Here is a 25,777-nt window from a genome sequence, read left to right on the forward strand (position 1 = left end):
ACGGGCTGCGGGGTCAGGACGTCTCACGTTCCGGGCGCAGCCGGAGCAGGCCGGTGCGGACGTGGGTCCGGTTCTTCGGCTCGATGCGCGCCGACGGGTCGGCCGGCGTGAGGGGCACCGGGGTGGTGGAGCCGTCGTCGGTCCAGCTCCAGTCACCGTGCTCCACCGCGGGCAGGGGCAGGGAGAAGGCGTCGACGAGGGGGCGGCCGTCCTCTCCCTTGCGCTCCGAGGCGCGCAGTGTGCCGACGGCCGGGCCGACGTGGAAGACGGCCTCCATCCGGGCCAGCGCGGCCTGCACCGGTTCCGGTTCCAGCCGCAGCTCGGCGGTGGGCAGCACGTGCGTCCAGGCGTGCACCGGCGCCCACGGGTCGGCGAGCAGGGTGAGGGTGTGCGGTGCGGCCTTCAGGCTCTGCCCGAGCGCGGCGCCGTTCGCGCGGGACCGGGTGTAGACGGCCCCCTCGGCCGGTTCTGGGACCGTGTACAGCGCCTTGTAGGCGTCGGTCCCCGAATCGATGTAGTAGCCCACCAGGCCGTCCTGGGCCGAGCGGGTGGAGCCGAGCAGGACCGGCCAGGTGTAGTCGCGGTAGTCCGGGTCGGGGGCGGGGTCCGCGGCGGCGAGCAGCGCCGGGCGGATCGGCACGGTGGCGCCGGCATCGGCCTCCAGGTCGAGGCGGGCGCGGACCACCGCCAGCGGGCGCCCGAGCATGTGCAGCGAAGGGTGGCGGGCGGAGGACTCGGCCTCGGGGCCGATGGTGGCCCGGGCGGCGCCGGTGGCCTGCAGGAACTCCCGCATCGCGCTCCCGGGTGAGGCGTGTCCGGTCAGGCCGTCGCGGATTCCGGCGAGGTGTGCGTTGGGCTCGGCGGCCGCGTACTTCTCCCAGACCGGCCCGGAGGAGGCGTCCGGGTCCTGGCGCAGACCGCCGAGGAGCAGCCCCTCGTGGTCGTAGAAGAGCAGCCCCTGGTCGAAGTCGTTGGGCAGCAGCCACCCGCTGATCTGCTCGCCGTCCAGCGGGCGGGTGACCGGGGCGCCGCCGGTGCGGGAGAGCGCGTCGAAGCTCAGCCGGGCCGGCTGGACCAGGCGCGGGCGCAGGTGGACCAGTTCCTTCTTGCGGTGCTCGGCGTCGCCGCTGAAGACGATGGCGTCGGCCTTGCCGTTCGGCTTCCCGTTCGCCGACCGGTCGTCGGGCAGCAGGGTCGCCGACCGGGTCGGCCTGTCCCGGGCGGCGGGGCCCTGGTTCGGGTTGACGATGTCGATGCTGCGGCCGAACCGGTCGACGACCGCCACCTCGTCGAAGTAGAACTGCCCGGCTCGCAGCGGTTCGAAGGGCGGCGGGGAGAGGTAGTCCTCCGGGGCCGGATTCAGGCCCGACGGCCTGTTCATGTTGGGGTCGAGAGCGCTGGGCGCCTGCCCGCACCCGTCCGCGATCAGGGGGGCGATCGGGCTTCGGGGCGGCCGGGCGAGCAGCGGGGCGCGGCCGGTCAGCCGGGCGGTGAAGCCGTCGAGCGCCTGGGCGATCAGGTCGAGGTCGGAGCCGGAGCCCATCAGCTTCTTCAGTGCCTTGGTGAAGGAGGCGGGCTGGGCGGGGGCGTCCTCGGCCATGCCCCCGTAGCGGCGCCTGATGTTGTGCACGGCGCCGGCCGAGAGCAGGATACGGCCGGTGAGCACCCTGGGGACCAGGTCGGTGTCGCTGTCGGAGGGCCGGTGCCCGGCCCCGCGCCACTGGTACATGCCGTCGGTGAACTCCCAGTTGCGCTCCGACTCCCTGCCCTCGCGGCGGTCGTGGTAGGGAACGGCGTAGTACCTGGCCTTCCATTCCAGGTAGAGCGGGGTCCAGGGCTGGCGCCAGGGCGCGCGCTGGGCGCGCAGCGCCGCGAGGCGGACGTCGTCCTCGGCCTTCCAGTCGGCGGCGCGCTCCGCCCCCCGGAAGGTGACGGTGGCGGGCGGGCGGCCGGCGTCGAGGGCGGTGAACTCGGTGAGCAGCGCTCGGAAGAGGCCGGAGGGCAGGTCCCGGGCCCCGGGCAGAACGGCCGCCTCGCCGAGGCCGGCGAGCACGGGCACGCCGGGTGCGGTGCCGTTCACCTCGGCGGCGAGCTGGCGGTCGTCGGAGGCGGTGACGGTGCGGCAGTGCTGGGCGGTGGGGTGCTCGACGAGCCGGTCGGCCTTGGCCCCGCGCAGCATCACCACCGGCTCGGTCGGGGTGTGGAAGGGCGGGCGGGGCAGCCGGGTGAGGGTCCCGGAAAAGGGCCTCCCCCACTTCTTCTCGAGTTCCTCGGTCTTCTCTGCGATCGCGGCCTGCAACTCGTCGGGGTCGGCGGTGGTGAAGATCCTCTCGTGGCCGTCCAGCTCCTCCTGGAGTTCGGTGATCCGCCGGGCCGCGCCGCCCTCCCGCTCGGGGTCGAGCTGGTGGCCGTACGCGCTGAGGACGGCGGCGAACCTGGTCTCGTAGGTTCCGCGGAGCTTGCGGGGGAGGCCGCTCAGCCGGGTGCGGAGCCACGCCACCTGGGCCAGGTACCACCACAGCTCGTAGAGGCGCTCCCGGAGGCGGGCGAGCCGGCGGCGCCCGGCGTCGTAGGCGGCCTGGGTCTCATTGGCAGAGGCGAGCCAGGCGCGCTCCTGGGGGGACAGGCCGGAGAACGGGGACGGGGGAGCGCCCGGCTCGGACGGGCGGGCGAGGATGTCCCAGGTGTATCCGCCGTCCATGGGTTCGAACCGGGCCAGGTGGGCGCGGTGCTGGACGGCGGCCCGGGTGGAGGGGTCGGAGTACTCGTCCAGCAGCCCGTACTGGAGGGCCTGCAGCCGCCGGAGGTTCTCCCCCTCGGACCACTTCCTCGGGTCGGTGGCCATGGCCAGGGCGCTCAGCGTCTCCGCGGAGCTCTCCGCGACCGCGAAGGTGATGTCCTCGCGCTCCGGTTTCTCTTCCAGGACCGCCTCGGGGCGGGCGTCCTTCTTCCAGGCGACGCCGACCAGGTTTCCGGCGTAGACGGCGCGCGTGCCCGGGTAGGGCCCGGCCTCGGCGGCCTCTGCGGTGGTCCAGCCCAGCCGGTCCAGGGTGCTCTTCAGGGCGTCCGGGTCCGCGGCCTGTGCCAGCGGGTCGTGCTCGGAGTCGGCGTGCCAGCCGACGACCGCGTAGCTCAGGTCCAGCGCGGCATCGGTCGGCAGGCCCTCCAGGCGGTCGTGCAGGGAGAAGACTCCGAGGTTGAAGGGCTGGAAGGCGGCGAACTCCAGCACGCCGGCCCCCAGCGCGGTCAGTGGGGCCCGCTCCGCGGGCTCGTCCAGGGGGCCGGACAGTTTCAGCACCCGTCCGATCCTCTTGGGCACCACCAGGGAGGGGTCGGATGCCGACGGGATCGCGTGAGCGGAGTTGTCCCCGGAGGGGGTGCCCTCGTCCGGGCGCAGGCAGTCGCTCTGCACCAGCCATCCGGTGGCCGCGCGGGTCTTCGAGCCGGGAGGGGTGTGCAGGCGCACCACCAGCCAACGGTCGGGCACCCGGGGCGGCTGCGTGCTTCCGGCGTCCTGGTGGCGCAGTGCGGCGGGGAGCTCCCAGTGCAGGATCACCCCGTTCTCCAGGTTCGCCGGATCGGTCGGCAGCGGCTTCAGGCCCTGGTGGGCGGAGCCGGCCTCGGCGGCGGAGGAGAAGTCGAACCGGGTGCGGCGGAACGGGGTGCCGCGGACGGGGTCGGTGACCGCCAGGGCGCTCAGCCGGACCGGGACGACGACGGCGTTTCGGTCGGTCATCGGTTCGCCTCACTCTCGGGCACGGTGATCTCGATCCGCTCCGGGGACCGGACCATCTGGAGGGCCAGTTCTGCGGGGGTCGTCCGCGCCGGGTGGGCGGGGTCCTTCGGTTTGGCGTTCGCCGGCAGGGCGCTCCACAGCGCGGCGGGCAGGCCGGTGGTGGGTGAGAGGTCGATGACCCGGTCCACGGTGTCGGTCCCGGACCGGTAGGGGACGGCGGCGGAGGCGCCGCCGTCTCCGGGCAGTACGGCGCCGAGGTCCGCCCGGTCCAGGCTGCGCAGGCGCACCCGGTCCTCCTCGCCGTTCGAGGAGGCGCGCTTCTCCACCCCCAGGTGCAGCCCGTGGAAGGGTTCCACCAGCGATACGGTCTTGGGGCGGCCTTTGAACAGCACGAGCAGGATGTCGGGGGCGATCCGGTCCTGGCGCAGCACGGAGCAGCGTTCCGTGAAGGCGCCGCCGACCTGCTCGGCGGAGGCCTCGACCCGGAGCTCGGGGAAGGCCGACACCAGTTCCGAGCGGATCAGCAGCCCGGTGTCCGGGGTGGTGCGGTGCGGTTCGTAGGCGTTCCACAGCGCGGTGATCCGGGCGGGGTCGTGGGCCAGGCAGAGGCCGGCGGCCAGCGCGCCCCGGGTGAGCGCGTCCAGCCAGTCCGGGTCCACCCGGAACAGGCGCAGGCTCTCCACCGGCAGCATCGAGGCGTGCGGCACCAGGTGGTCGAAGGGGACGGGCCGGAGCAGCCGCAGCCCGTCCAGCCAGGCGCCGAGGGCCGGCTCGTAGCCGGGGGCCTGCTCCTCCCCTCCGGCGTAGGCGCCGCCGACGGTCGAGGAGGGGAGCAGGGCGTAGGCGGCGACGGTGTCGGCCACCGCCGTGTCCGCGGTCAGGGCCTGCACCGCCTCTTGGAGGGGCGGTGCCGCGGAGGGGAAGTTGACGTCGCCCTCGCGCAGGCGCCCGACCAGGTCCTCGTAGGAGACCTCCGCCGATGCGGGGCCGCCCGCGGCCCCCTGCGGGGGCTCCTCCGCTCCGCCCTGCTCGGGGGCGGCCGCGGTGAGGGCCTCCCAGTGCCGCTGCACGGGTTCCCCGGCCAGTACCCGGGCGAGGGCCTCGGCCCCGGGCCCCTCCGCGTAGAGGGCCCCCGGCAGGACGCCGCCCGCGAGCGGCGCCCCGCCCGCCTCCGGGGCGCCCGCCTCTTCTCCGGTCGGTGCGGGCGGCGGTTCGGCGGCGAACACCGCGGCCAGGTCGAGGACGGTCTGGTGGGCGCGCGCCAGGTGGCGGGCGAGTGCGCCGGAGAACTCCTGGTCGGCCAGGGCCAGACCGCGCCCCAGCGTCCACGCGGCGTGGTGGCCGGTCTCCCGGACGCCGTAGGGGTCGGTGGTCGTCCTCCACCACTCGCCGTCCCGGGCGGCAGACTCGACCGGGAACGGGACGAGCGGGCCCCGGTAGAACACGTAGTCGTGCTCGGCGTCGCCGAGGTGGCGCAGCGGCACCCAGCCGTTCTCCAGCCGGTGCGCCAGGTGCCGGGTGTAGGCGGTGGGGTCGTCGGCCTCCCGGGCGGTGGGGCGCAGCAGCAGCTCGGCGGGGCGCTCCTTCCCCGGCCGGACCAGCCGCTCGGCGATGTCGGCGAAGGTGCGCGCGCCGGTGTCGGCGGTGCTGGTGAAGGTCCAGGAGTGCAGGGAGAGCAGCCGGATGTTCTCCTTTCCGACCTTCCGCCGCACGTGCTCCTCGTGCCCCTCCAGCGAGACCAGGTGCGCGACGTAGCGGCCGCCGGTCTCGGCGGGCAGCCGGTCGGACACGGCGAAGGCGTACTCCTGTTCCCGCCGCTCGGCCTCGTTCTCCGCCGCCCTCGGCAGGTTCTCGCCGGGCAGCGGGCTGCGCACGTGCGTGCGGTAGGCCAGTACGTCCAGCGAGGGGACGAGCGCCTTGAAGACCTCGGCGCGGGTGCGCACGGTGTGCACCCCCAGTTTCTTCTCCCCGTCGTCGGCGAGGGTGATCGCGGGCAGTGCCAGATCCGGAGGCGGGGAGGAGGGGGTGAGCAGATCCTCGGCCCTGCCCTCCTCCACCTCGCCCAGGCAGTGCGGGTCGTCGAGCAGTTCCCCCTCGCCGAAGAGGAGCAGGGCGATCCAGGGCGTCCCGGCGGGTTCTCCCGCCGGCCGGTTCTCCCAGGGGATGATCCGCCGCTCCAGGGCGATGTGGGCGAGCAGGTCGGTGTAGGCCCCGGCCGCCCCCCGCGGCGGGTAGACGCCGTGCACGTCGCCCTCGGCGAGGGCCAGGCGCGTCCCGGTCACGTGGACGGTCTGGTCCGCGGTCGTCAGGGAAGCGGCGGGGTCGCCGCTGAAGACCTCGTGGTCGACGGTGATCCGATAGGTCCCCTGGGGCGCTCTGGGGACCAGGTTGTCGGAGAACGTCAGCTTTCCCGTGTTCACAGGGCCTCCTCCAGGGCGCCGAGATCGATCATGGCCGCGCGCAGTTCGGCGCGGGCCGTCCGGTCGTCCACCCCGCCGGGGCGCGGGACGTCGGGCTTCACTCCGACGGTGGCGGTGAACGGGTTGGCCCAGTAGCGGGTGGACGCGGTCTCCACCCGGGACGCCTCCGCGCTGACCAGCGAGTACTTCGGGAAGTCGCTGGACAGGGCGGGCGGCGGGACGGTGACCCGGGTGCCGGACGCGTAGACGGTGGCCTGGGTCTTTCCCGGCAGGGCGGGCGAGGTCTGCCTCGGGCCCCAGAGCGCCTGCGGGAACGCGGCGGACTCGGCCCGGACGCTCCAGTCCTTCACTTCGCCCTCGGGCCCGGTCACCTTCACCTTGTGCACGGCGGTCTTGCCGCTCACGCCCATCGGCCGTACGGAGAGCGAGTCGGCGGCCGCCTCGTCGAGCCGCACCTCCCGGCCGTTGAAGGCGACCTCGGTGGCGGGGGCCGCACTGCAGGTGGTGAAGGAGAACCCGTCCACCGACACCACCCAGGCACCGCCCTCGACACGGGAGGTCTTGGCCGGGTCGGTGAGCAGCCCGTCGACCGCGCCGATCCCCAGCGGCCTCTCGGGCAGCTGCTTGGTGCGGAAGTCCGTCCACCCCATTGCCGCGGTCTCGAGCCCCTTGGGCTCGCCGAAGCGGACGGTCTTGGAGAACAGCCCGGCCACCCGGACGGTGACCTCGCCTCCGGTGGGCGGCCCCCACACGTGCATCACGGCCTCGAGCTCGCCTTTGAAGGTGTGGCTGAGACTGACGGACCAGGCTGAGACGGTCCAGGTGTAGCTGACCCCGACGGTGACGCCGATCTCGACGTCGAAGTAGAGCGGCGCCCACCAGAGGGCCGCATTGAAGGAGGCGTTGAGCCAGGCGTGCAGGCCGCCGACGCGGCAGTCCAGGCTCAGTCGGCCGCCCACCATCGCCGCGGCCGGGGTGACGGCGGCGTAGAGCTCGCCGGTGATGGCGACGGTGTCGCCGTAGGCCCAGTTCAGAGCGAGGCGCGGCACCGACGGGTAGTGGTCGGGCTTTTCGTAGCCCGGGTGGTAGCCGCCGACGGTGGCGACGAAGTCGCCGGCGTGGGGGCTGCCGGGCAGCCAGAGGAGGAACGCGGCGCCCCCGGTGAGCTTGCAGTCCTCGGAGACCAGCCACGACCCTTCCTTGAGCGCGGCCTCCAGCGACAGCCGGTGCGCCGCGTGCTCGTAGAGGGCGCGGAAGGCCAGCTCGATCCGGGCGATGCGCGGGGTCTCGTCGTCGTCGCTCCTGCGGGTCGGGAACTCGGCGACGGCCCCGCCCAGCAGGGCGGCGGTGAACTCCTTGCCGAACTCGGCGATGAGGACGGCCTTGGCCTTGAAGGTCTCGGCGACGGCGATGCTCAGCCCTGCGGCGCCCCAGATGCTCCCCTGCTCCGGGCGGACGGCGGCGGAGCCCCCGCCGGTGAAGCGCTCGAGGGCCTGGGCGGCCTTGGGCGGGTCGCCGGCGATCCCGGCGATGTCGCCGAGCGCCGTGACGAAGGGGAAGTCGGCGGTCTCGTCGATGGGCGGCAGCGCGATCGCGCTGTTGTAGCCGAAGCCCAGTACCAGGCCGGTGAAGTCCACCGGGGGCGGGCCGCCGATCTTCCCTTCCAGGGCGCCGAAGACGAACAGGGAGGTGAACGCGGGGTCGTTCAACCGGGCGTAGGAGCCGACGGCCATGAGCCCCCGGTCGGCGACCTTGACCGTGATCAGGCCGTCGTAGCAGAAGTCGTACTTCGCGTCCTGCGGGCGGACCGCCAGGGAGCCGGTCATCTCCAGCGGGGCGCGGGTGTATCCAACGCCCAGGCCGCGCAGGGCGACCCGGGCGGCGGGCGGGTCGGTGAGGTCGACCGTCAGGCCCAGCCCGGTGACGTCCAGGCCGAAGCCGGCCGCGGCGAAGGAGGCGTCCAGGCCGATCACCAGCCGCGCGGGAGCGGAGCCCGCGGGCGGTGCGTAGGAGACGCGCAGCTTCTCCACGTGCAGGGGGCCCAGGTCTGTGTGGACGGAGAGGGTGGCCGATCCGATCTCCGCGGCGGCCTGCGGCGGTTCCTCCGCCCCCGGCGCGACCGCGCCGTACCAGGAGGCGAGGGGTCCGACGGGCTCGGGGCGGTGCACGGTGATGACGCGGCCGTCCGCGCCGTCCACCGTGATCGCGGGGGGTTCTGCGGCCGTGTAGGTCCTCTCTTTGGGCGGTGCCGGTTTGCGCAGGACGAACCCGTGGGTCTTGGAGCCCAGCTTCACCTGCCCCGCCAGGGTGATCCCGGCCTCCAGGTCCTTGGCGTCCGGAAGCGCCGCGGTCTCCGCCTGCAGTTCGCCGTTGAGCTTCTTGATCGCGGCGGTGTCCAGCTTCTGCGAGGTGTAGACGGCCTGGGCGGCGAGCCGGAGGTCGTCCTCGGCGGAGATCTGCCCCTTGAGCAGGGGGAGGTCGGCGAGCCGGACGGCCGGCCCCAGCGGCAGCCGGGCGGAGAGCACGACGGGGCGCTTCCCGTCCGCTTTCGGCTTCGGCAGGATCGCGATCAGCCAGGAGGAGGCGCCGGCGTCATCGGTGGAGGCGCGCAGCAGGCAGCGGACTCCCGCACCGGTGGTCTCGATGTGCAGCTTGAAGCCGTCGATGTGCGGCAGCGGGAACGTGGACAGCAGGTCCGCAGAGGCGCCGGTCAGCTTGTCCAGCAGGCCGGCCAGGGTGACGTGCTCGCCGTTGGGGGCGGTGGCCTGGAGAGTGAGGCTCTTCTTGCCGCCTTCGGCCTTCTTCGCCTCCTTGCCCTCTTCGGCCTTCTTTCCCTCTTCGGGCTCCTTGCCTTTCTCGGCCCTTTCGCCCTCCTTGCCCTTCTTGCCCTCCTCACCCTTCTCGCCCTTCTCGCCCTTCTCGCCCTCTCCCTTGAGCGAGCCGACCAGGGTGAGCTTCGGCTGCCCGGGGATCGCGACCGAGGCCTCGACGGAGAGGCTCCCGGTGTTCTTGTCGCCCAGCCGGCTCTCCAGGACCAGGGCGAGGTCGGAGAGTCCCAGTTCCTGGGCGGCCGCCAGTGCCGGATCCTTGGCCTTCACCGCCTCCTTACCCTTGCCCTCCTCCTTGTCCGACTTCTTGAGCGGGAATTTCAGGGACACCCCGTTGACGGCGTCGGCCGACTCGGAATCGGAGGAAGCGGTCCCGGTCGATTCAGAGTCCGAGGAGCCGGTCATGGCCGACTTGGAATCGGAGGGGGCGGTGAGGAGGGTGAACACGGCCTTCACGCCGCCGAGCTCCCCGGACACCTGCAGCTTCTCGGGGTCGATCTCGAGGGGGCTCCCCGTGAGGGTGGCCGGTCCGTCCTCCAAGGGGATCCGGGAGCGGATCCCATCGAGTCCGATCTGCCCGTCCAGGCCGGAGAGGTCACCGGGAAGGTGGGCCGGGATGCTCAGTTCCCGGACTTTCTCGATGGACTTGAGCCAGTCTTTCGCCGTCTTGACTGTCAACGCCATGATGGTCCCGAGCACCGACCCTCTTCCAGTGGCCGAGGAGGGGGCCGCGCCGATTCGCTGGTTTTCATCGCACTTCTTCGACGACCACACCACCGGCCGTCCATCGATATCCGAAAAGCGAAACGAGGCCACCGGCGCCGGACCGAGCATAAGCCTTCAGGGCCGCCCCTCGAAGGAACAATAAAGTATCGACGCGATTCACGCCGAAGATCCTTCTTGTCCATTATGTGTGGCCCATAAAAACACTCCCGGAGATTTCGGCCGCCGAACCGAATACTTTCCCCGGAGAAACGGTCGGCCCCTGCCCCGGCCGCCGCTTCGACCACTTCTCCGCGCAAGCGACCCCGAGGCGGGCGCCACCGGGGGCCGCGCCCTCGCCCGCGGTACGGGAACGGCGGAGGCGGGCGCCGTCCTCGCCCGCCTCCGCGTCCGCGCCGCCCGGGGCGGCGTCCTCGTTCTGCGCCGGCTCAGCCCTTGACGCAGACCACCTGGCGGAGGTGGGCCACGACCTCGACCAGATCGGTCTGGGCCGAGACCACCTCCTGGATGTCCTTGTAGGCGCCGGGGATCTCGTCCACCACACCGGCGTCCTTGCGGCACTCCACGCCCGCGGTCTGCTCGGCCAGGTCGGCCTCGGTGAAGGTCTTGCGGGCCTTGTTCCGGCTCATCCGGCGGCCCGCGCCGTGCGAGGCGGAGTTGAACGACTCCGGGTTGCCCAGCCCGCGCACGATGTAGGTGCCGGTCGCCATGCTGCCCGGGATGATCCCCAGGTCGCCCTTGCCGGCGCGGATCGCGCCCTTCCGGGTGACCAGCACGTCCACCCCGTCGTAGCGCTCCTCGGCCACGTAGTTGTGGTGGCAGGAGATCCACTGGTCGAACCGCGTTCCCGGGAACGACGTGCGCACCACGCCGCAGGCCAGGCCCATCATCACGTCGCGGTTGCGGCGCGCGTAGTCCTGGGCCCAGAACAGGTCGCGGCGGTAGGCGTCCATCTCCGGGGTACCGGTGACGAACACCGCGAGGTCGCGGTCGGGCAGGTCCTGGTTGTGCGGCAGTCCGCGGGCCTTGCCGATGTGGTGCTCGGCCAGCTCCTTGCCGATGTTGCGCGAGCCGGAGTGCAGCACCAGCCAGACCGAGCCCTTGCCGTCCAGGCACACCTCCAGGAAGTGGTTGCCGCCGCCCAGGGTGCCCATCTGCTTCTCGGCGCGGTCGCGCCGGCGGTGCACGGCGGGGGCCAGGTCGTCGAAGTGCTTCCAGAACCGGCCCCAGTCGGCCGTCTTGAGCCCGTGGATGCGCTGGAGGTTCACCGGCGCCTTGTGCATGTGGAAGCCGACCGGGACGGCCGCCTCCAGGTCCGAGCGGAGGCGGCGCAGGTCGTCCGGGAGGTCCTCGGCCTTCAGCGAGGTCTTGACCGCGGTCATCCCGCAGCCGATGTCCACCCCGACCGCCGCCGGCGACACCGCGTCGCGCATCGCGATCACCGAGCCGACCGTGGCGCCCTTGCCGTAGTGGACGTCGGGCATGACCGCCAGGCCGTGCACCCATGGGAGCCGGGTGACGTTGCGGAGCTGGTCCATCGCCGCGGACTCCACCCCGTCGGGGTCGGCCCACATGCGGATGGGCACCCGCGCCCCCGGCACCTCGGTGTACGACATGGCTGATCACCTTCTCGGTCGTTCTTCGCTGGGGCGCGGCGCCCCCGCCGCCGCGCCCCACCATGACGCCAGAACCCCGCCGCCCCCGGCAACAGGTTTTCCGGCGGGCGGGGCTCTTCCGAGGCGGTCCGGTCAGCCCCCGATGGCCGACATCGGGCGGGCCGGCTGCAGGAAGCTGGGGTCGTCGATGCCGTGGCCGGGCCGCTTGGACGCCACCGCCGCGCGCCACCGCTCGGCGATCTCGGCGTCGGTGCCGCCGCCGCGCAGCAGCGGCCGCAGGTCGGACTCCTCCCTGGCGAACAGGCAGTTGCGGATCTGGCCGTCGGCGGTGAGCCGGACCCGGTCGCAGGCCCCGCAGAACGGGCGGGTCACCGAGCCGATCACGCCCACCGTCTCCGGCCCGCCGTCGACGTGGAACAGCTCGGCCGGCGCGCTGCCGCGGGTCGCGGCGTCGGCGGGGGCGAGGTCGAACTCGGCGGAGAGCCGGTCCAGGATCTCGTCGGCGGTGATCATGGTGTCGCGCCGCCAGCCGTGCTGGGCGTCCAGCGGCATCTGCTCGATGAACCGCAGCCGGTAGCCGTGCTCCAGGCAGTAGCGGAGCAGGTCGGGCGCTTCGGCGTCGTTGACGCCGCGCATCAGCACCGCGTTGACCTTGACCGGGGTGAGGCCGGCCTCGGCCGCCCCGGCCAGACCGGCCAGCACGTCGTCCAGCCGGCGCCGCCGGGCCAGCTTCTCGAAGACGTCGTGGCGGAGCGTGTCGAGCGAGACGTTCACCCGGTCCAGGCCGGCCTCGGCGAGCGCCGGGGCCGTCCGGGCCAGGCCGATGCCGTTGGTGGTCAGCGCGGTCCTGGGGCGGGGCTCCAGGGCCGCCGCCGAGGCGACGATGCCGGGCAGGCCCCGGCGGAGCAGCGGCTCGCCGCCGGTGAACCGGACCTCGGTGATCCCCAGCATCGTGACGCCGATGCGGATCAGCCGGTTCAGCTCGTCATCGGTGAGCAGCTCCGGTTTGGGCAGCCACTCCAGCCCTTCCGGCGGCATGCAGTACGTGCAGCGCAGGTTGCATTTGTCGGTGAGGGAGACCCTCAGGTCGGTGGCCACTCTCCCGTAGGAATCAGCCAGCACGGGCGTCACCTCCCTTTTTCGTCCGCGGGGGCCGGCCGGGGGGCCGCCCGCTGCGGTCCGCTCCCGCCGTGCGGAGCGGGACCGCGCCGCCATGTGGTTCCCGACACACACCACCCTAAGAGACGCCGCCCCCATTCCGGCATGGCGGACCCCGGTCCGGCCCGGCGGGAGCCGGTCTCCCCGGCCTGCGCGGGGCGATCTCCGTCGCCCGGCACAAAGCGGCCCCTCCCGTGCGGCACGGGTTTCGGCCGAAGCCACATGCGGCACAGGCGCCGGCCCCCGCCCCGCGGGCGGGCCGGCCGTCCGCGGGCGGTCGTCCACAGGCCGCGCGGCGCCCCTTCCGTCCGCGCCGCCGGGCGCAGCACACTACCTTCGGACACCTCGACCCGAAGGAGTGCGGATGATCGGTACACGCGAATGGGGACTCCCCGGAGGCCCGGGCGGCTCGCAGCGGCTGCACGCGCGGGCGTGGGCCGCGCAGGGGGCGGAGCCGTCCTGGCTGGCGGTACTGGTGCACGGCTACGGCGAGCACATCGGGCGCTACGAGCACGTCGCGGCGCACCTGTGCGCGGAGGGCGCGGCCGTGTACGGGCTGGACCACCGCGGGCACGGGCGCTCCGCCGGCGAGCGGGTGCTGATCGAGGACTTCGCCGGGGTGGTGGAGGACGTGCACCGCCTGGTCACCCAGGCGCGCACCGCCTACCGCTCCGTCCCGCTGGTGCTGGTCGGCCACTCCATGGGCGGCCTGATCGCCGCCCGCTACGCCCAGACGCACCCCGGGGAGCTCGCCGGCCTGGCGCTGTCCGGCCCGGTGCTGGGCCGCTGGGACGTCGTGCCGCACCTGCTCTCCTTCGAGGAGATCCCGGACACCCCGATCGACCCGGCCACGCTCTCCCGGGACCCTGCCGTGGGCGAGGCCTACGCCGCCGACGAGCTCGTCTGGCACGGCCCGTTCAAGCGGCCGACCCTGCAGGCCATCGACACCGAGCTGAAGCGGACCACCGCGGCCGGGAGCATCGGCGCGCTGCCGCTGCTGTGGGTGCACGGCTCCGACGACTCCCTGGTGCCGCTGGACGGCACCGCCGAGGGCGTCCTCTCCCTGGCCGGGGACGACGTCACCGCCCGCATCCTGCCCGGCGCCCGGCACGAGGTGTTCAACGAGACCGACAAGGAGGTGCCCCTGGGCGAGGTGGTCCGCTTCGCCTCCCGGTTCACCGCGGCCTGACCCGGCGGCCGCCCGTCGGGGCGGGACCGGGGTCCGCGGCGGTGCGGGGCCGCCCCTTCCGCCGCGCCGCCCGGAGCGGGCGGGGCGGGCACCGGGTGCCGCGGCGGCTCCGCGGAGGGGGCGGCCGCATCAGGAGAGGGGCGCCGCGCCGCCGGGGCGGGGCGCGCCCGGCGCCCTCCGGGCCTTCGGGCCGCCCGCCGCGGCCGGTGTCGGCGCGGGGAGGCGTCGCGTGCGCCTCCGGGGCGGCCTCACTCCTCGTAGAGGGCGTCGATCACGTCGGCGAACTTGCTGTGGATGACCCTGCGCTTGAGCTTGAGCGAAGGCGTCAGCTCCTCGCTCTCCACGCTCCACTCCCCCGGCAGCAGGCGCCAGCGCTTGACCTGCTGGACGCGGGCCAGGCCGGTGTTGGCGGCCCGCACCGCGCGGGCCACCTCGTCCTGGACCTCGGGGTGCCCGGCCAGTTCGGCCAGGCCCATGCCGCCCAGGCCGTTGGCGGCGGCCCAGGCCGGCGCCGCCTCGCCGTCCAGGGTCAGCAGCGCGACCGGGTAGGGGCGCCGGTCTCCGTAGGCGAGCGCCTGGCCGATGAGCGGGTGCTCCTTGAGCCTGCCCTCGATCGCCGCCGGGGCGATGTTCTCCCCTCCGGCGGTGATGATGATCTCCTTCTTCCGGTCCACCACGTAGAGGAAGCCGTCCTCGTCGAGGCGGCCGATGTCCCCGGTGTGCAGCCAGCCGGCGGCGTCGAGGAGCGCGGCCGACTCCTCGGGCCTCCCCAGGTAGCCGGAGACGTTGATCGGGCCGCGCACCAGGATCTCGCCGTCCTCGGCGATGCGCAGCTCCATGCCGTCGGAGGCCGGGCCGACACTGCCGAACCGGTAGGCCTCCGGCCGGTTCATGGTGACCGCGCCGCAGTTCTCCGTCATCCCGTACAGGTCGCGGACGAGCAGCCCCAGGCCGCTGAAGAAGCGCACCGTCTCCTCGGGCACCGGCGCGGCCGCGGTGAGGCAGTAGACCGCCCGGTCCAGGCCGATCAGCGCCCGGATCGGGGCCAGCACCTCGGCGTCGGCGCGGGCGAACCGCTCGGCCAGTCCGGGCTCGCGCACCCTGCCGTACTGGCCCTGCTCGAAGTGGTCCCGAGCGATCTCGGCGGCCGCCTCGATGGCGGTGCGCTGCTCCGGAGGGGCGGCGGACAGCGCCGCGGCCAGCCCGGCCTGGAGCTTCTCCCAGACCCTCGGGACGCCGAACAGCCCGTGCGGGCGGACCAGCCGGAGGTACTCGCCGAGCCGGGAGAGGTCGGGGCAGAAGTAGAGGTGGCCGGCGACGCGCAGCGGCAGGTAGGCGCTGAGCACCCGCTCGGCGATGTGCGCCATCGGCAGGTAGGACAGCGCGGCCGCCCGGTGCGGGGTCTGGTTGGCGCGCAGCGAGATGGTGCACTGGAACAGCACCTGGTGGTGGGTCTCGTAGACGCCCTTGGGGTCGCCGGTGGTGCCCGAGGTGTAGAGCAGCGTGGCGCTGTCCTCGGGGCGGACGGCGGCCATCCGCTCCTCGACCGGGGCCGGGTCGGCGGCGCGCAGCCGGGCGCCCTCGGCGGTGAAGTCGGCCCAGGAGACGTAGCGGCGGCCCGGCGGGGCGTCGGCGGGGACCGCGCCGGCGTCGAGCAGGACCACGGTGTGCAGCTCCGGGAGCCGGTCCAGGGCGAGGCTCCAGCGCTCCAGCTCCGCGGCGCCCTGCAGCACCGCGACCCGCGCCCCGCAGTCGGCGGCGACGAAGGCGACCTGCTCGGGGGCGAAGGTGGCGTAGACGGTGAGCGGGACCGCGCCGGCGTGCACCGCGCCGGAGTCGGCGATCAGGTGCTCGGAGCGGTTCGGCAGCATCAGGGCGACCACCTCGCTGGGGCGCAGCCCGGTGTGGACCAGCGCGGCCGCGGCGTCCAGGGCGGCCCGGCGGTACTCCGTCCAGGTCAGGGTCGTCCATCCGGCGTCCGGGCCCTCGCCGGCCCGGTCGGAGAGGGCCGGCGCGTCGCCCGACTCCTCCGCGGTTCTGCGGAACCAGTCCACCAGGGTCTGGCCCGCGATCTCCGCCTCCACCTCGGCGCGCTCCGCCAGGACGTCCCTCTGCCGCATGCAGCCCTCCAGCCGCTCGTCGTGACCCAGGTCACCCCGTGCGGCTTATAGGACCACGCGGCGGCCGGGCCGGGCAAGCCCGGACCGGCCCGGGAGCGCCGCCCCCGCAGGCGGTCCCGGCGGCCTCAGAGGTAGAGCCCGCCGCGGGCCGGGGCGGGCAGCGCGACCGCCTCGGCGTAGGCGTCGGCGAGCCGGTCCACCACCTCCCCGAAGACCTCCGGCGGCTGGGTGTAGGCGAGCCGGATGTAGCGCTCCAGGGTGCCCTCGGTGCCGAACACCGGGCCCGGGGCGGGGTGCACGCCGTGCCGGTGGGCGGCCTCGCTGAGCGCTCCGGCGACCGGCTGCGGCAGCGCCGCCCAGAGCACCAGCCCGCCGCTGGGGGTGGTGAACCGCCAGTCGGGGAGGCGCTCGCGGAGCCGGGCGGTGAGGGCGTCCCGGCTGCGCCGCAGCCCGGTGCTGCGCTCGGCGCGGATCCGGGTGACGTCGGCGAGCAGCCGGGTCACGATGAGCTGGTCCAGCAGCGGGCTGCTGATGTCGACCCGCTGCCGGACCGCCATCAGCCGCTCCACCATGGGCGGGGTGGTGCGCACCCAGCCCAGCCGGAGCCCGCCCCAGAGCAGCTTGGAGACCGAGCCGACGCTGAACACCCGGCCGTCGGTGTCGTAGGCGGCCACCGGGGCGGGCTGGTCCCCGGAGTCGATGGCGAGCTCGGCGACGCTCTCGTCGATGATCAGCGAGCTGCCGGCCCGGCGCGCCTCGGCGACCACGGCGGCCCGCTCGTCGTCGTCCATCAGCGCCCCGGTGGGGTTCTGGAAGTCGGGGATCAGGTAGGCGGCGCGGGGCCGGGCGCGCCGGAAGGCGTCGGCCGCGTACTCCATGTCCCAGCCGTCGGAGGAGACCCCGATGGTGCGGATCCGCGCCTCCCGGCGGCGCGCGCTCTCCAGGGCGTGCGGGTAGGTGGGGGTCTCCATCAGGATCGCGTCGCCCGGCTCCAGCAGCAGGTCCAGCAGGAGGGTGACCGCGTGCTGGGCGCCGTTGGTGACGAAGATCTGGTCGGGGGTGGTGGGCAGGCCCCGCTCGACGTAGCGCCGGGCGACGGCGTGCCGCAGCTCGGGCAGGCCGCGCGGGGTGTAGCCGAGCTTGCCGACGTGCGCGGGGAGCTGCTCGACCGCCAGCCGGGCGGCCTCCTGCAGCCCCTCCACCGCCGGGGAGGCGGCCACGCCCACGTCGTAGAGCTCCGTCTGCGGGACGAACGGCGCGCCGGGGGACGCGCTCGGCTCGGGCAGCACGGTCCAGCTGCCGGCGCCCTGCCTGCTGTCGAGGTAGCCGTTGTCCCGGAGCCAGGTGTAGGCGGCGGTCACCGTGTTCCGGCTCACCCGGAGGGCGGTGGCCAGGTCGCGCTCGGCGGGCAGCCGGGTGTGGGTGGGCACCCTGCCGTCGAGGATGAGCCCGCTGATCGCCCTGGCCACGGCGAGGTAGTAGGGGCGCCCCTGGGCGCTGTCGCCGACCAGCCGGGCCAGTAGGACGCCGTTGATCCGTCTTTCGCCGACCATGAGAGGGCCACTTTCGCCGATTGGATCTGTTCTTTCCGGTTCAGATGGCGCCAATATTACGCACATGCCCGGATCTCCGACGAATCCCGCCTCCCGCCCCTCCTCTTCCTCCCCCCGCTCCGGCAGGGCCGCCGCCCTCCTCGACACCGTGCTCCCCCGCCCCCGCCTCAGCAGGCTGGTCCGGCTCTTCGCCGGGCTCCACCTGTTCGGGGCCGGCGGCGCCCTGCTCATCGCGGCCGACCTGGGCAGCTCCCCGTGGGACGTGCTCCACCAGGGGCTGTCCCGGCACACCGGGCTCTCCGTGGGCACCTGGAGCATCATCATCGGCGCGCTGCTGATGCTGCTGTGGATCCCGCTGCGCCAGCGCCCGGGGCTGGGCACGGTCAGCAACGTGGTCGTGGTGGGGCTCTCGGTGGACGCGACGCTGTGGTGGCTGCCCGACCCCGAGGCCGGCGGGCTGCCGCTGCGCGCCGGCTACCTGGCCGCGGGGATCGTGGTCACCGCGGTCGCGACGGGCTGCTACATCGGCGCCCGGCTGGGTCCGGGCCCGCGCGACGGGCTGATGACCGGCCTCGCCGCGCGCGGCCTGTCCATCCGCGCGGCCCGCACCGGGATCGAGGTCTCGGTGGTGGTGCTCGGCTTCCTGCTCGGCGGCACCGTCGGCCTGGGCACGCTCGCCTTCGCCCTGGCCATCGGCCCGCTCGCCCAGGTGTTCATCCCGAGGATGCGGCTGCGCGAACCGGAGTGACGCCCCGGGCGTCCCACGGGGTGACGGACGCCACCCGCCCCGGGCCTCCACCGGGCCCGGGGCCCTGATCCGTCGAGGGGGTGGGATCGGCGGTGCCCCGCGCCCGGCGCCGCGCCCGCGCGGGCGCCCCGGGTACCGGCCCCGCATGGGTAGGCTCTGCCGGACAGGCGCGAGGCGCCTCGGACGGACGATCCGCCCACTCCGGGCGGACCGTATCCGGAACCCCCACGGATCGGACCGGCGCACCGGCCCCAGAGCCGCTGACCGGCGGCGTTACCAGAATTCCGGCTAAACCACCCGGTTTCTGGACACAACGCTTCCGAGGGGGATCCGGACCGTTGCGGGCGAGTTCGGCGGAGCCCCCGCCGGAGCGGTTCGGGGCCCTCCCAGAGTTGGATACGGTACGTCCGGCGACGACGTGATCTTGATCATTCAGGGGGTGAGCCGCGTGTCCGACCGGATCGAGGACTATGCGCTTATCGGCGACATGCAGACGGCCGCGCTCGTGGGGCGCGACGGCTCGGTCGATTGGCTCTGCATGCCGCATTTCGACTCGCCCGCCTGCTTCACCGCGCTGCTCGGCAACGAGCAGAACGGCAACTGGTGGATCCGCCCGACCGACGGCCCGGTGCGGGCGACCCGCCGCCGCTACCGCCCCGACACGCTCATCCTGGAGAGCGAGTGGGAGACCGACGAGGGCACCGTCCGCGTCATCGACTTCATGCCGCCCCGCGGCGGCGCCCCGCACCTGGTCCGCATCGTCGAGGGCGTGCGGGGCCGGGTGCGGATGTCGACCGAGCTCCGGGTCCGCTTCGACTACGGCAACGTGGTCCCCTGGATCACCCGCAGCGGCACCGAGCTGGTCGCCGTGGCCGGCCCCGACTCGGTCTGGCTGAGCACCACCGTCCCGCTGCGCGGGCACAACTTCGTGCACGACGCCGAGTTCACCGTCAGCGCCGGCCAGCGGGTGCCGTTCGTGCTGACCTGGCACCCTTCGCACGCCGAGGAGTCCGACCACCTCGACGCGGAGAAGTCGCTGTCGCGCACCGAGCGGTTCTGGAAGCAGTGGGTCGACGACTGCAGCTACAAGGGCGAGTACCGCGAGGCCGTGGTCCGCTCCCTGATCACCCTCAAGGCGCTCACCTACCGGCCCACCGGCGGGATCGTCGCCGCCCCCACCACCTCGCTGCCCGAGGAGATCGGCGGGGTGCGCAACTGGGACTACCGCTACTGCTGGCTGCGCGACGCCACCATCACCCTGGAGGCGCTGATCCGCAGCGGCTACACCGAGGAGGCGCGCGCCTGGCGCGAGTGGCTGGTGCGGGCGGTCGCCGGCGAGCCCCAGCACATGCAGATCATGTACGGCGTGCGGGGCGAGCGGCGGCTGGCCGAGTGGGAGGCCGACTGGCTGCCCGGCTACGAGGACTCCCGGCCGGTGCGGATCGGCAACGCCGCGGTGCAGCAGTACCAGCTGGACGTGTACGGCGAGGTCATGGACGTGCTCGACCTGGCCCGCCGGTGCGGCCTGAACGGCGGCGACCACCTGTGGGGCATGCAGCGCTCGCTGGTCAACTTCCTGGAGTGGTGCTGGGACGAGCCCGACGAGGGCCTGTGGGAGGTGCGCGGCCCCCGCCAGCACTTCGTGCACTCCAAGGTGATGGCCTGGGTCGCCGCCGACCGCGCGGTGCGCGCCATCGAGGAGTTCGGCGAGGAGGGCCCGCTGGACCGGTGGCGGTCGCTCCGCGACACCATCCACGCCGAGGTCTGCGAGTACGGCTTCGACGCCCGCCGCAACACCTTCACCCAGTACTACGGCAGCACCGAGCTGGACGCGGCGCTGCTGCTCATCCCCGAGGTCGGCTTCCTTCCCTACGACGACCCGCGGGTCATCGGCACCATCGAGGCGATCCGCGATGACCTGATGGTCGACGGCTTCGTGATGCGCTACCGGACCGACCGGGAGGAGGCCGCGGACAAGCTCCCCGGCGACGAGGGCGCCTTCCTCGCCTGCAGCTTCTGGATGGCCAACGCGCTGCTCTCCATCGGCCGGGAGAAGGAGGCCCGGGAGCTGTTCGAGCGGCTGCTCTCGCTCCGCAACGACCTGGGGCTGCTCGCCGAGGAGTGGGACTCCTCCGCCGGCCGCCAGGTGGGCAACTTCCCGCAGGCGTTCAGCCACGTGCCGCTGGTGACCACGGCGCTCAACCTGGCCCACTCCGACGACCGGGTCCGCGGAACCGGCGACTGACCTGCCCCTTCGGGTCCGCCGGTGCGGGCCCGAAGGGTGCCGGGTGGGCCCCGGGTGGGAATGATCCCCTCCATGCTGGACTTCACCGGCCAAGGATGGGAGCAGGTCGGCGCCCTGCTCGTGGCGCTGCTGCTCTGCTCGCTGATCGGCCTGGAGCGCCAGCTCCGGCAGAAGTCGGCGGGGCTGCGCACGCACACCCTGGTGGGGGTGGGCGCCGCCCTGTTCATGCTGGTGAGCAAGTGGGGGTTCAGCGACGTCCTGGAGCTGGACGACGTCACCCTGGACCCGTCCCGGGTGGCCTCCCAGATCGTCTCCGGCATCGGCTTCATCGGCGCCGGGCTGATCTTCGTCCGCCGCGACACCGTGCGCGGCCTGACCACCGCCGCCACCGTGTGGGTGGTGGCCGCGGTGGGCACCGCGGCCGGGGCCGGGCTGTGGGTGCTGGCCGCGGCGGTGACCGCCGCGCACTTCCTGGTCGCCTACGCCTACCCGTCGCTGACCCGCCGGATCAGCCGGTCCGCGCCCTACTCCACCCTGTTCGAGGTGGAGTACCTGGACGGCCGGGGCGCGCTGCGCCGCATCCTCGCCGAGGCCACCCGGCACGACTGCACCGTCCGCGACGTCCGCACCTCCCGCGGCGGCGCGGGCCCGGCCGGCCCCGCCTCGATCGACCTCTCGCTGCTGGTGGTGGGCAGGACCGACCCGGGCCGCCTGGCGGCCGCCCTGGCCGAGGTGGACGGCGTCCTCTCGGTCCACACCGCCGACCCCGACGACGTGGAGGGCTGATCCCGAGCGGAGTGCAGGCGGTCGGTCGGTCAAGCGCGGCGCCTCACGGGACGGGGGTTCGAGCGGGCGGCGACGGCGGGAGTGGGCACCGGCCAGTCGGTCCGGCGCGGCACCCCACGGAGCAAGGGTCCGAACAGGCAGCGACGGCGAAGGAAGAAACGCGGCCGGACGCCCCAGCCGGGCGCGGCACCTCACAGAGCGAAGCTTCAGACAAGCGGCGACGGCGGGAGTGGGCACCGGCCGGCCGGTCCGGCGCGGCACCCCACGGGGTGGGGTTCAGACCAGCGGCGACGGCACAGGCAGGGGCGAGGTACAGGTGGTCACCCGAGCGCGGCGCCCCACGGAGCGTGGCTTCAAGCAGGCAGCGAAGGCGGCGGTGGGAACGGGCCGGTCGGTCGGACGCGGTAGAGCAGGATGGGTGCAGCCGGGGCGGGCAGAGGAGGCGGGACGCCCTTCCCGCGTCGCCCGGGCCCCCTTGCCGGCCGCCCCTGAAACCGCTCCCCCTCCCTGACCTGGGTAAATACTCAGGGTGATGGTGAAGTGGGGCGCCCTGCGCACCGCGAGAGCACCCCGGTGATTCCCGGGCGCGCATCCCGGGCCGGAACCGCCCCGGGAGGCTCGATCGGGGCCGTTCGGGCCGGTGATCGGGGGTTCGAGCCGCCCGCAAGGGCGCAAAGCAGGGGGCCGGAACTCTGACAGAGGCGGAGCGGGGGCGAGATGTCGCTTTTGCCCTGCCGAGAGGCCTCGCTTTGGCCACTCTGGGTAACCAAGGAGGGGGCAATGGGGGCTTCAGGGCTTACTACTCGCTGGTAGATGTAATCGGGGTGCTGCCGAGGTGCGCAGAGCGCCCCCGCCCCCGCCCGATCCCCGCCGCGAACCCGGCATACGGGATATGACCACCCCCGGCGGGAGCACGCGCCGGGCCGGTGAACGCAGCGCCCGCCCCCTCCCACCCTCGCCGCCCGTTTGAACCTTTGCTCTGCGAGACGCCGCGCCCGACCGACCGGCCGGTCCCCCACTGCCGCCTTCGCCGCCCGCTTGAACCTTCGCTCCGCGAGGTGCCGCGCCCGGCTGGGACGCGCCCGGCTCCGTCCCACCGCTGCCGTCGCCGCCCGCCTGGACCCCGGCCCCGTGGGGTGCCGCGCCTGACCGACTGGCCGGTCCCCTGCCCGCCGTCGCCGCCTGCTTGAACCTCCACCCCGTGGGGCGCCGCGCCCGACCGACTGGCCGGCACGCCCCCTTCCGCCTTCGCTGCCCGCTTGAACCCCGGCCACGCGAGACGCCGCACCCGACCGACCGGCCGGTCCCCTTCCTGCCTTCGCTGCCCGCCCGAACCTTCGCTCCGTGGGGCGCCGCGCCTGGTCAGGGGCCTCCCGTCCCTCGGCCCTCCCCGGGGTCCTCATTGCAACGGCCGCTTGACGGCAAGGCCGGTCGGGACGGCGACGACGCCAAGAGCAACGCCGGAGGGGCGTCAGGTGAGCTTGGGGTCGCCCCACACGCCGACCGCGCCGGAGCAGTCCCCGGACCACTCCACGGTCAGCCGGAGCCGGAGCACCCCGGAGACGTCCGCGCTGATCTCGGCCGGGGATCCGGGGCCCGCGGTGGCCGAGGCCAGCTCCTTGCCGTCGCCGACCACGGTGAAGACCGCCCGGGGGCCGGAGGAGCCGTCGTCGACGCCCACCGTCGCCGCGAACGAGGAGGAGCCGCGGCCCAGGTTGTACTCGGCCGACGGCTTGCCGCAGGCGCCGGAGACGGTCAGCGACTCCTGGTAGCGCACCCCGTCCAGGACCGCCTCCCCCGAGCCGTACTCCTGCGCGGGCAGGATGGTGGAGCGGTCGGACAGCGGGCTGCCGGGGCGCTCGTTGACCCGCTCCTCCTCCTTGCCGCCCTCCTCCTTCTCCTCCTCGGCCTTCGCCGAGGGGGAGGCGCTCGCGGAGGCGGACGCGGAGGCGGAGCCGCCGCGCTCCGGCTCGGCGCCGGGCGGCTCCGCCGCCTGCCCTCCCCCGCCCCGGCCGGGCTCCTGCTCGCCTCCCAGCAGCGCCCAGGCGGCGGCCCCGCCGCCGCCGAACAGCGCCAGGGCCAGCACGGCGGCGCCGCCGACCAGCGCCGCCCTCTTCGCACCGCTCCCCTTCCTCCCGGGGCCGGCGGCGCCGGCCTGGGGCCCGGCCGGAGCGGCGTGCGGCGCGGGGCCCTCGGGCACGGTGTCGGGCGGCTGCGGGGCGGGCGGCCGCGGAGCGGGCGGCGGCACCGGGGCCCCGGCCGCGAACGCCGGGGACTCCCCGCGCCCCGCGGCCAGGGCGCGCAGCTCGCGGATCCACGCCCCGGTGCCGGGGCGCTCGTCCGGCTCCACCGAGAACATCGACAGGATCCGCTCCCGCCGCTCGGGCGGGGCGGCGGCCAGCGGCGGCAGCGCCTGGAAGGCCTGCCGGACCTGCTCCGGTGAGGGCGGCGGGTTCTCCCCGCGCAGCGCGTAGTAGACGATGCCGCCGAAGGCGTAGCGGTCGGTGGCCGGCGAGTACTCGCCGACGAACACCTCGGGCGCCGCGTAGCCGGGGGTGAACCAGGGCGTGCGGGTGACGTGCCGGGCCGAGATCCGGCTCAGCCCGAAGTCGACCAGGGTGGCCTCGCCGGCGCCGCCGAGCATGATGTTGCCCGGCGAGAGGTCCCCGTGCACCACGGGCCGCCCCGAGGGGGTGGCCCGGCCGGAGTGCAGGTGGTCGATGACCTCGGCGGTCCGCTCCAGGGCCGCGAGCACCGCGTCGGCGGCCTGCGGGCCGTCGACCGGGTTCTCCTTGCGCCAGGCGCGCAGCGGGACCCCGGCGACGTAGTTCATCACCAGGTACAGCGACCGGGTGGCGGGGTCCGCCCGCCCGGCGGGGTGCTCGCGCGGCCCCTGGAAGTACTCCCGGATCCCCACCACTCCGGGCACGTTGATGAAGCGCAGCAGCTCGGCCTGCTCGGCCCAGCGGGCGCCGAGCTCCCCGAACTGCTGCTCGTCGGCGGCGATCTCGGCGTGCAGCGCCTTGACGATCACCGGCTCCCGGGCGCCGGCGAGCACCACCTCGGCGAGGTGGAGCATGCCCTCGCCGCCGCGTCCGACCTCCCGGACCAATCGGTACTTGTCCGGTCGGTCCTCGGGGCCGACAAACAGCTCAGAGCTCACTGGTTCGCCTGTTCCACGGTGTTCGGCGGGGTGATCGGGGAAAGCGGGGGCGGCCGCGTCGGCGGCCGGCCAGCGTCCCCGGCCCGTCCGTCCGGACACCGGGGGCGGCGGACATCGTAGCGGAGCCCGCCGACCCCGGGACGGCCGGGGTGAGCCGGGACGGGACCGGCTCTCCGCTCGGAACCGGGCGAAAGCGGCCCCGCCCCTGGGATCGGGCGGAGACGGCCCCGTACCAGCGCTCTGCACACCTCAGGGAAGAGAAGGGAAGAGAACCGCGCCCGGCGAAGCGCCGGGCCGGCCGCCTCCGAGGCCGTTGGACATGCGCCCGGCCGGTCGCCCACTGGGGCCGCCTCGCGCTTCCCCGCCCGTCCTCGTTGATCTTGGGGTTGCGGGGGCATCAGAGCGCTCTGATGCCCCCGCAACCCAAGATCAACGAGGGGGCGACGCGGCGGCTCCCGGCACCGGTCCGAGTGCGTCGCCGGGGCCGGGGCCGGGGTCAGGGGTCGATCCGGCCGGGGCCGGCGCCCTTCAGGCCCTCTTCGAGTTCTTCGAAGAGGTCCGGGCCGCCGACCGACTCTCCGTTGAGGTAGACGGCGGGGGTGCCGGAGAAGGCGTCGGCGCCGCTGTAGCGCGCCGTGGCCGCGTCGGTGGCGCCGAGCAGGGCCGCCGCCAGGGAGCCGTCGGGCGCGCTCCTCTCGGTGCCGGCGGCCTGCGCGGCCGGCATCTCGGCGTCGATCCGCTCGGCGAAGGCCGGGCCGTCGATGCCGGCCTCGGCACCCCACCCCTTCAGCTCCTCGGGGGAGAAGCCCTCGGAGCCCTCGGCGGGCTGGTTGCCGAAGAGGAGGTCCTGGTACTCGACGAACCGGCCGGCCTCGGCCGCGGCCATCGCGGCGACGCCCGCCCGGACCGAGTTGGGGCCGATCGGCTCCGGCTGCCCGGCGAAGATGCTCACCGGCCGGTAGTGCAGGGTGACCTCGCCGTCCTCCGCGAGCTTCTTGAGGTCGGCGCCGCTCTGGGCGTGGAACTGCGCGCAGGCGGGGCACTGGAAGTCCATGTAGACCTCCACCACCGGCAGGCCGGTGTGCTCGGCTCCGTAGACGACGCTGCCGTCCGCCTGCATGACCTGCATGCCGTCCTCGGAGGTGCCGTCACCGGCCGGGGCGCCGCCCCCGGCGGGGGCCTGTGCGGCTCCGTCCTGCCCGGTGCCGCCGGCCTGCTCCTGCCCGCCGGCCGGCAGCAGGAGGTACAGCGCGGCCGCGGCGACCAGGGCCAGTACCAGCCCGCCCGCTACGAGGCCGATGACCAGCGGCGCCTTGGACCTCTTCGGTGCGGGCGGCGGAGCGCCCGCCGGCCCCTGCGGCCACGGTGCCCCCTGCGGGGCGCCGTGCGGCGGCCCCTGCGGCGGGTAGGGCGGCGCTCCCCCGGGCGGCACCGGGCCGGGAGCGTCGTGCCGCGGAGGCGGGCCGTGCGGCGGGCCGGAGGGGGGAGGCCC

At 74.4% G+C, this 25,777-nt stretch carries 13 protein-coding genes; 4 read left to right on the forward strand and 9 right to left on the reverse strand.

The window, feature by feature from the left end:
• Positions 1 to 13 precede the first annotated feature (13 nt).
• The 5 genes from J0910_RS18385 to moaA form a co-directional block, all read right to left on the reverse strand.
• Positions 14 to 3,736: a hypothetical protein gene (locus J0910_RS18385; protein ID WP_420159768.1), complete on the reverse strand. Its 3,723-nt coding sequence runs from the start codon at positions 3,734 to 3,736 to the stop codon at positions 14 to 16.
• Positions 3,733 to 6,156 carry a hypothetical protein gene (locus J0910_RS18390; protein ID WP_420159769.1) on the reverse strand — a complete coding sequence of 808 codons (2,424 nt, stop codon included), beginning with the start codon at positions 6,154 to 6,156 and terminating at the stop codon, positions 3,733 to 3,735. Before J0910_RS18390 ends, J0910_RS18385 begins: the two co-directional genes overlap by 4 nt.
• Positions 6,153 to 9,662 carry a DUF6603 domain-containing protein gene (locus tag J0910_RS18395; RefSeq protein WP_420159770.1) on the reverse strand — a complete coding sequence of 1,170 codons (3,510 nt, stop codon included), beginning with the start codon at positions 9,660 to 9,662 and terminating at the stop codon, positions 6,153 to 6,155. The genes J0910_RS18390 and J0910_RS18395 overlap by 4 nt, the downstream gene beginning before the upstream one ends.
• Positions 9,663 to 10,135: 473 nt before the next feature.
• Positions 10,136 to 11,323: an RtcB family protein gene (locus tag J0910_RS18400; RefSeq protein ID WP_420159771.1), complete on the reverse strand. Its 1,188-nt coding sequence runs from the start codon at positions 11,321 to 11,323 to the stop codon at positions 10,136 to 10,138.
• Positions 11,324 to 11,455: 132 nt separating this feature from the next.
• On the reverse strand, positions 11,456 to 12,445 hold the full coding sequence (gene moaA / locus J0910_RS18405; RefSeq protein ID WP_420159772.1) for a GTP 3',8-cyclase MoaA: 990 nt from the start codon (positions 12,443 to 12,445) through the stop codon (positions 11,456 to 11,458).
• Between the two features lie 400 nt (positions 12,446 to 12,845).
• Between moaA and J0910_RS18410 the strand changes: the two genes are divergently transcribed.
• Complete coding sequence (locus J0910_RS18410) at positions 12,846 to 13,670, forward strand: alpha/beta hydrolase (protein WP_420159773.1); 825 nt, start codon at positions 12,846 to 12,848, stop codon at positions 13,668 to 13,670.
• A gap of 248 nt (positions 13,671 to 13,918) precedes the next feature.
• Here J0910_RS18410 and J0910_RS18415 read toward each other — a convergent pair whose 3' ends face one another.
• Positions 13,919 to 15,790 (reverse strand): AMP-dependent synthetase/ligase, encoded by a 1,872-nt coding sequence (locus J0910_RS18415; protein WP_420159774.1) that lies wholly within the window; start codon positions 15,788 to 15,790, stop codon positions 13,919 to 13,921.
• A gap of 125 nt (positions 15,791 to 15,915) precedes the next feature.
• The gene (gene yczR, locus J0910_RS18420) at positions 15,916 to 17,343 is read right to left on the reverse strand and encodes a MocR-like transcription factor YczR (protein ID WP_420159775.1); all 1,428 of its coding nucleotides are present in this window, start codon (positions 17,341 to 17,343) and stop codon (positions 15,916 to 15,918) included.
• 64 nt (positions 17,344 to 17,407) lie between these two features.
• Here yczR and yczE point away from each other — a divergent pair, with 64 nt between their 5' ends.
• From yczE to J0910_RS18435, 3 genes are all read left to right on the forward strand, one after another.
• Positions 17,408 to 18,091: a membrane protein YczE gene (gene yczE / locus J0910_RS18425; RefSeq protein ID WP_420159776.1), complete on the forward strand. Its 684-nt coding sequence runs from the start codon at positions 17,408 to 17,410 to the stop codon at positions 18,089 to 18,091.
• 448 nt (positions 18,092 to 18,539) lie between these two features.
• Positions 18,540 to 20,336: a glycoside hydrolase family 15 protein gene (locus J0910_RS18430; protein ID WP_420162017.1), complete on the forward strand. Its 1,797-nt coding sequence runs from the start codon at positions 18,540 to 18,542 to the stop codon at positions 20,334 to 20,336.
• 72 nt (positions 20,337 to 20,408) lie between these two features.
• On the forward strand, positions 20,409 to 21,122 hold the full coding sequence (locus J0910_RS18435) for an MgtC/SapB family protein (protein WP_420159777.1): 714 nt from the start codon (positions 20,409 to 20,411) through the stop codon (positions 21,120 to 21,122).
• Between the two features lie 1,471 nt (positions 21,123 to 22,593).
• Here J0910_RS18435 and J0910_RS18440 read toward each other — a convergent pair.
• Entirely contained in the window at positions 22,594 to 24,285 is a 1,692-nt protein-coding gene (locus tag J0910_RS18440; RefSeq protein ID WP_420159778.1) for a protein kinase domain-containing protein, read from the reverse strand.
• A gap of 496 nt (positions 24,286 to 24,781) precedes the next feature.
• The gene (locus J0910_RS18445; protein WP_420159779.1) at positions 24,782 to 25,717 is read right to left on the reverse strand and encodes a DsbA family protein; all 936 of its coding nucleotides are present in this window, start codon (positions 25,715 to 25,717) and stop codon (positions 24,782 to 24,784) included.
• Between the last annotated feature and the right edge of the window lie 60 nt (positions 25,718 to 25,777).

This window comes from Nocardiopsis oceanisediminis (assembly GCF_048595525.1).
Classification (GTDB): Bacteria; Actinomycetota; Actinomycetes; order Streptosporangiales; family Streptosporangiaceae; genus Nocardiopsis_A; species Nocardiopsis_A oceanisediminis.

Excerpts from the sequence above, each read along its gene's own strand:
- J0910_RS18400 (WP_420159771.1), bottom strand. The coding sequence starts at position 11,323 with ATGTCGTACACCGAGGTGCCGGGGGCGCGGGTGCCCATCCGCATGTGG.
- yczE (WP_420159776.1), top strand. The coding sequence starts at position 17,408 with ATGCCCGGATCTCCGACGAATCCCGCCTCCCGCCCCTCCTCTTCCTCC.
- yczR (WP_420159775.1), bottom strand. The coding sequence starts at position 17,343 with ATGGTCGGCGAAAGACGGATCAACGGCGTCCTACTGGCCCGGCTGGTC.
- J0910_RS18385 (WP_420159768.1), bottom strand. The coding sequence starts at position 3,736 with ATGACCGACCGAAACGCCGTCGTCGTCCCGGTCCGGCTGAGCGCCCTG.
- J0910_RS18435 (WP_420159777.1), top strand. The coding sequence starts at position 20,409 with ATGCTGGACTTCACCGGCCAAGGATGGGAGCAGGTCGGCGCCCTGCTC.
- J0910_RS18415 (WP_420159774.1), bottom strand. The coding sequence starts at position 15,790 with ATGCGGCAGAGGGACGTCCTGGCGGAGCGCGCCGAGGTGGAGGCGGAG.
- J0910_RS18410 (WP_420159773.1), top strand. The coding sequence starts at position 12,846 with ATGATCGGTACACGCGAATGGGGACTCCCCGGAGGCCCGGGCGGCTCG.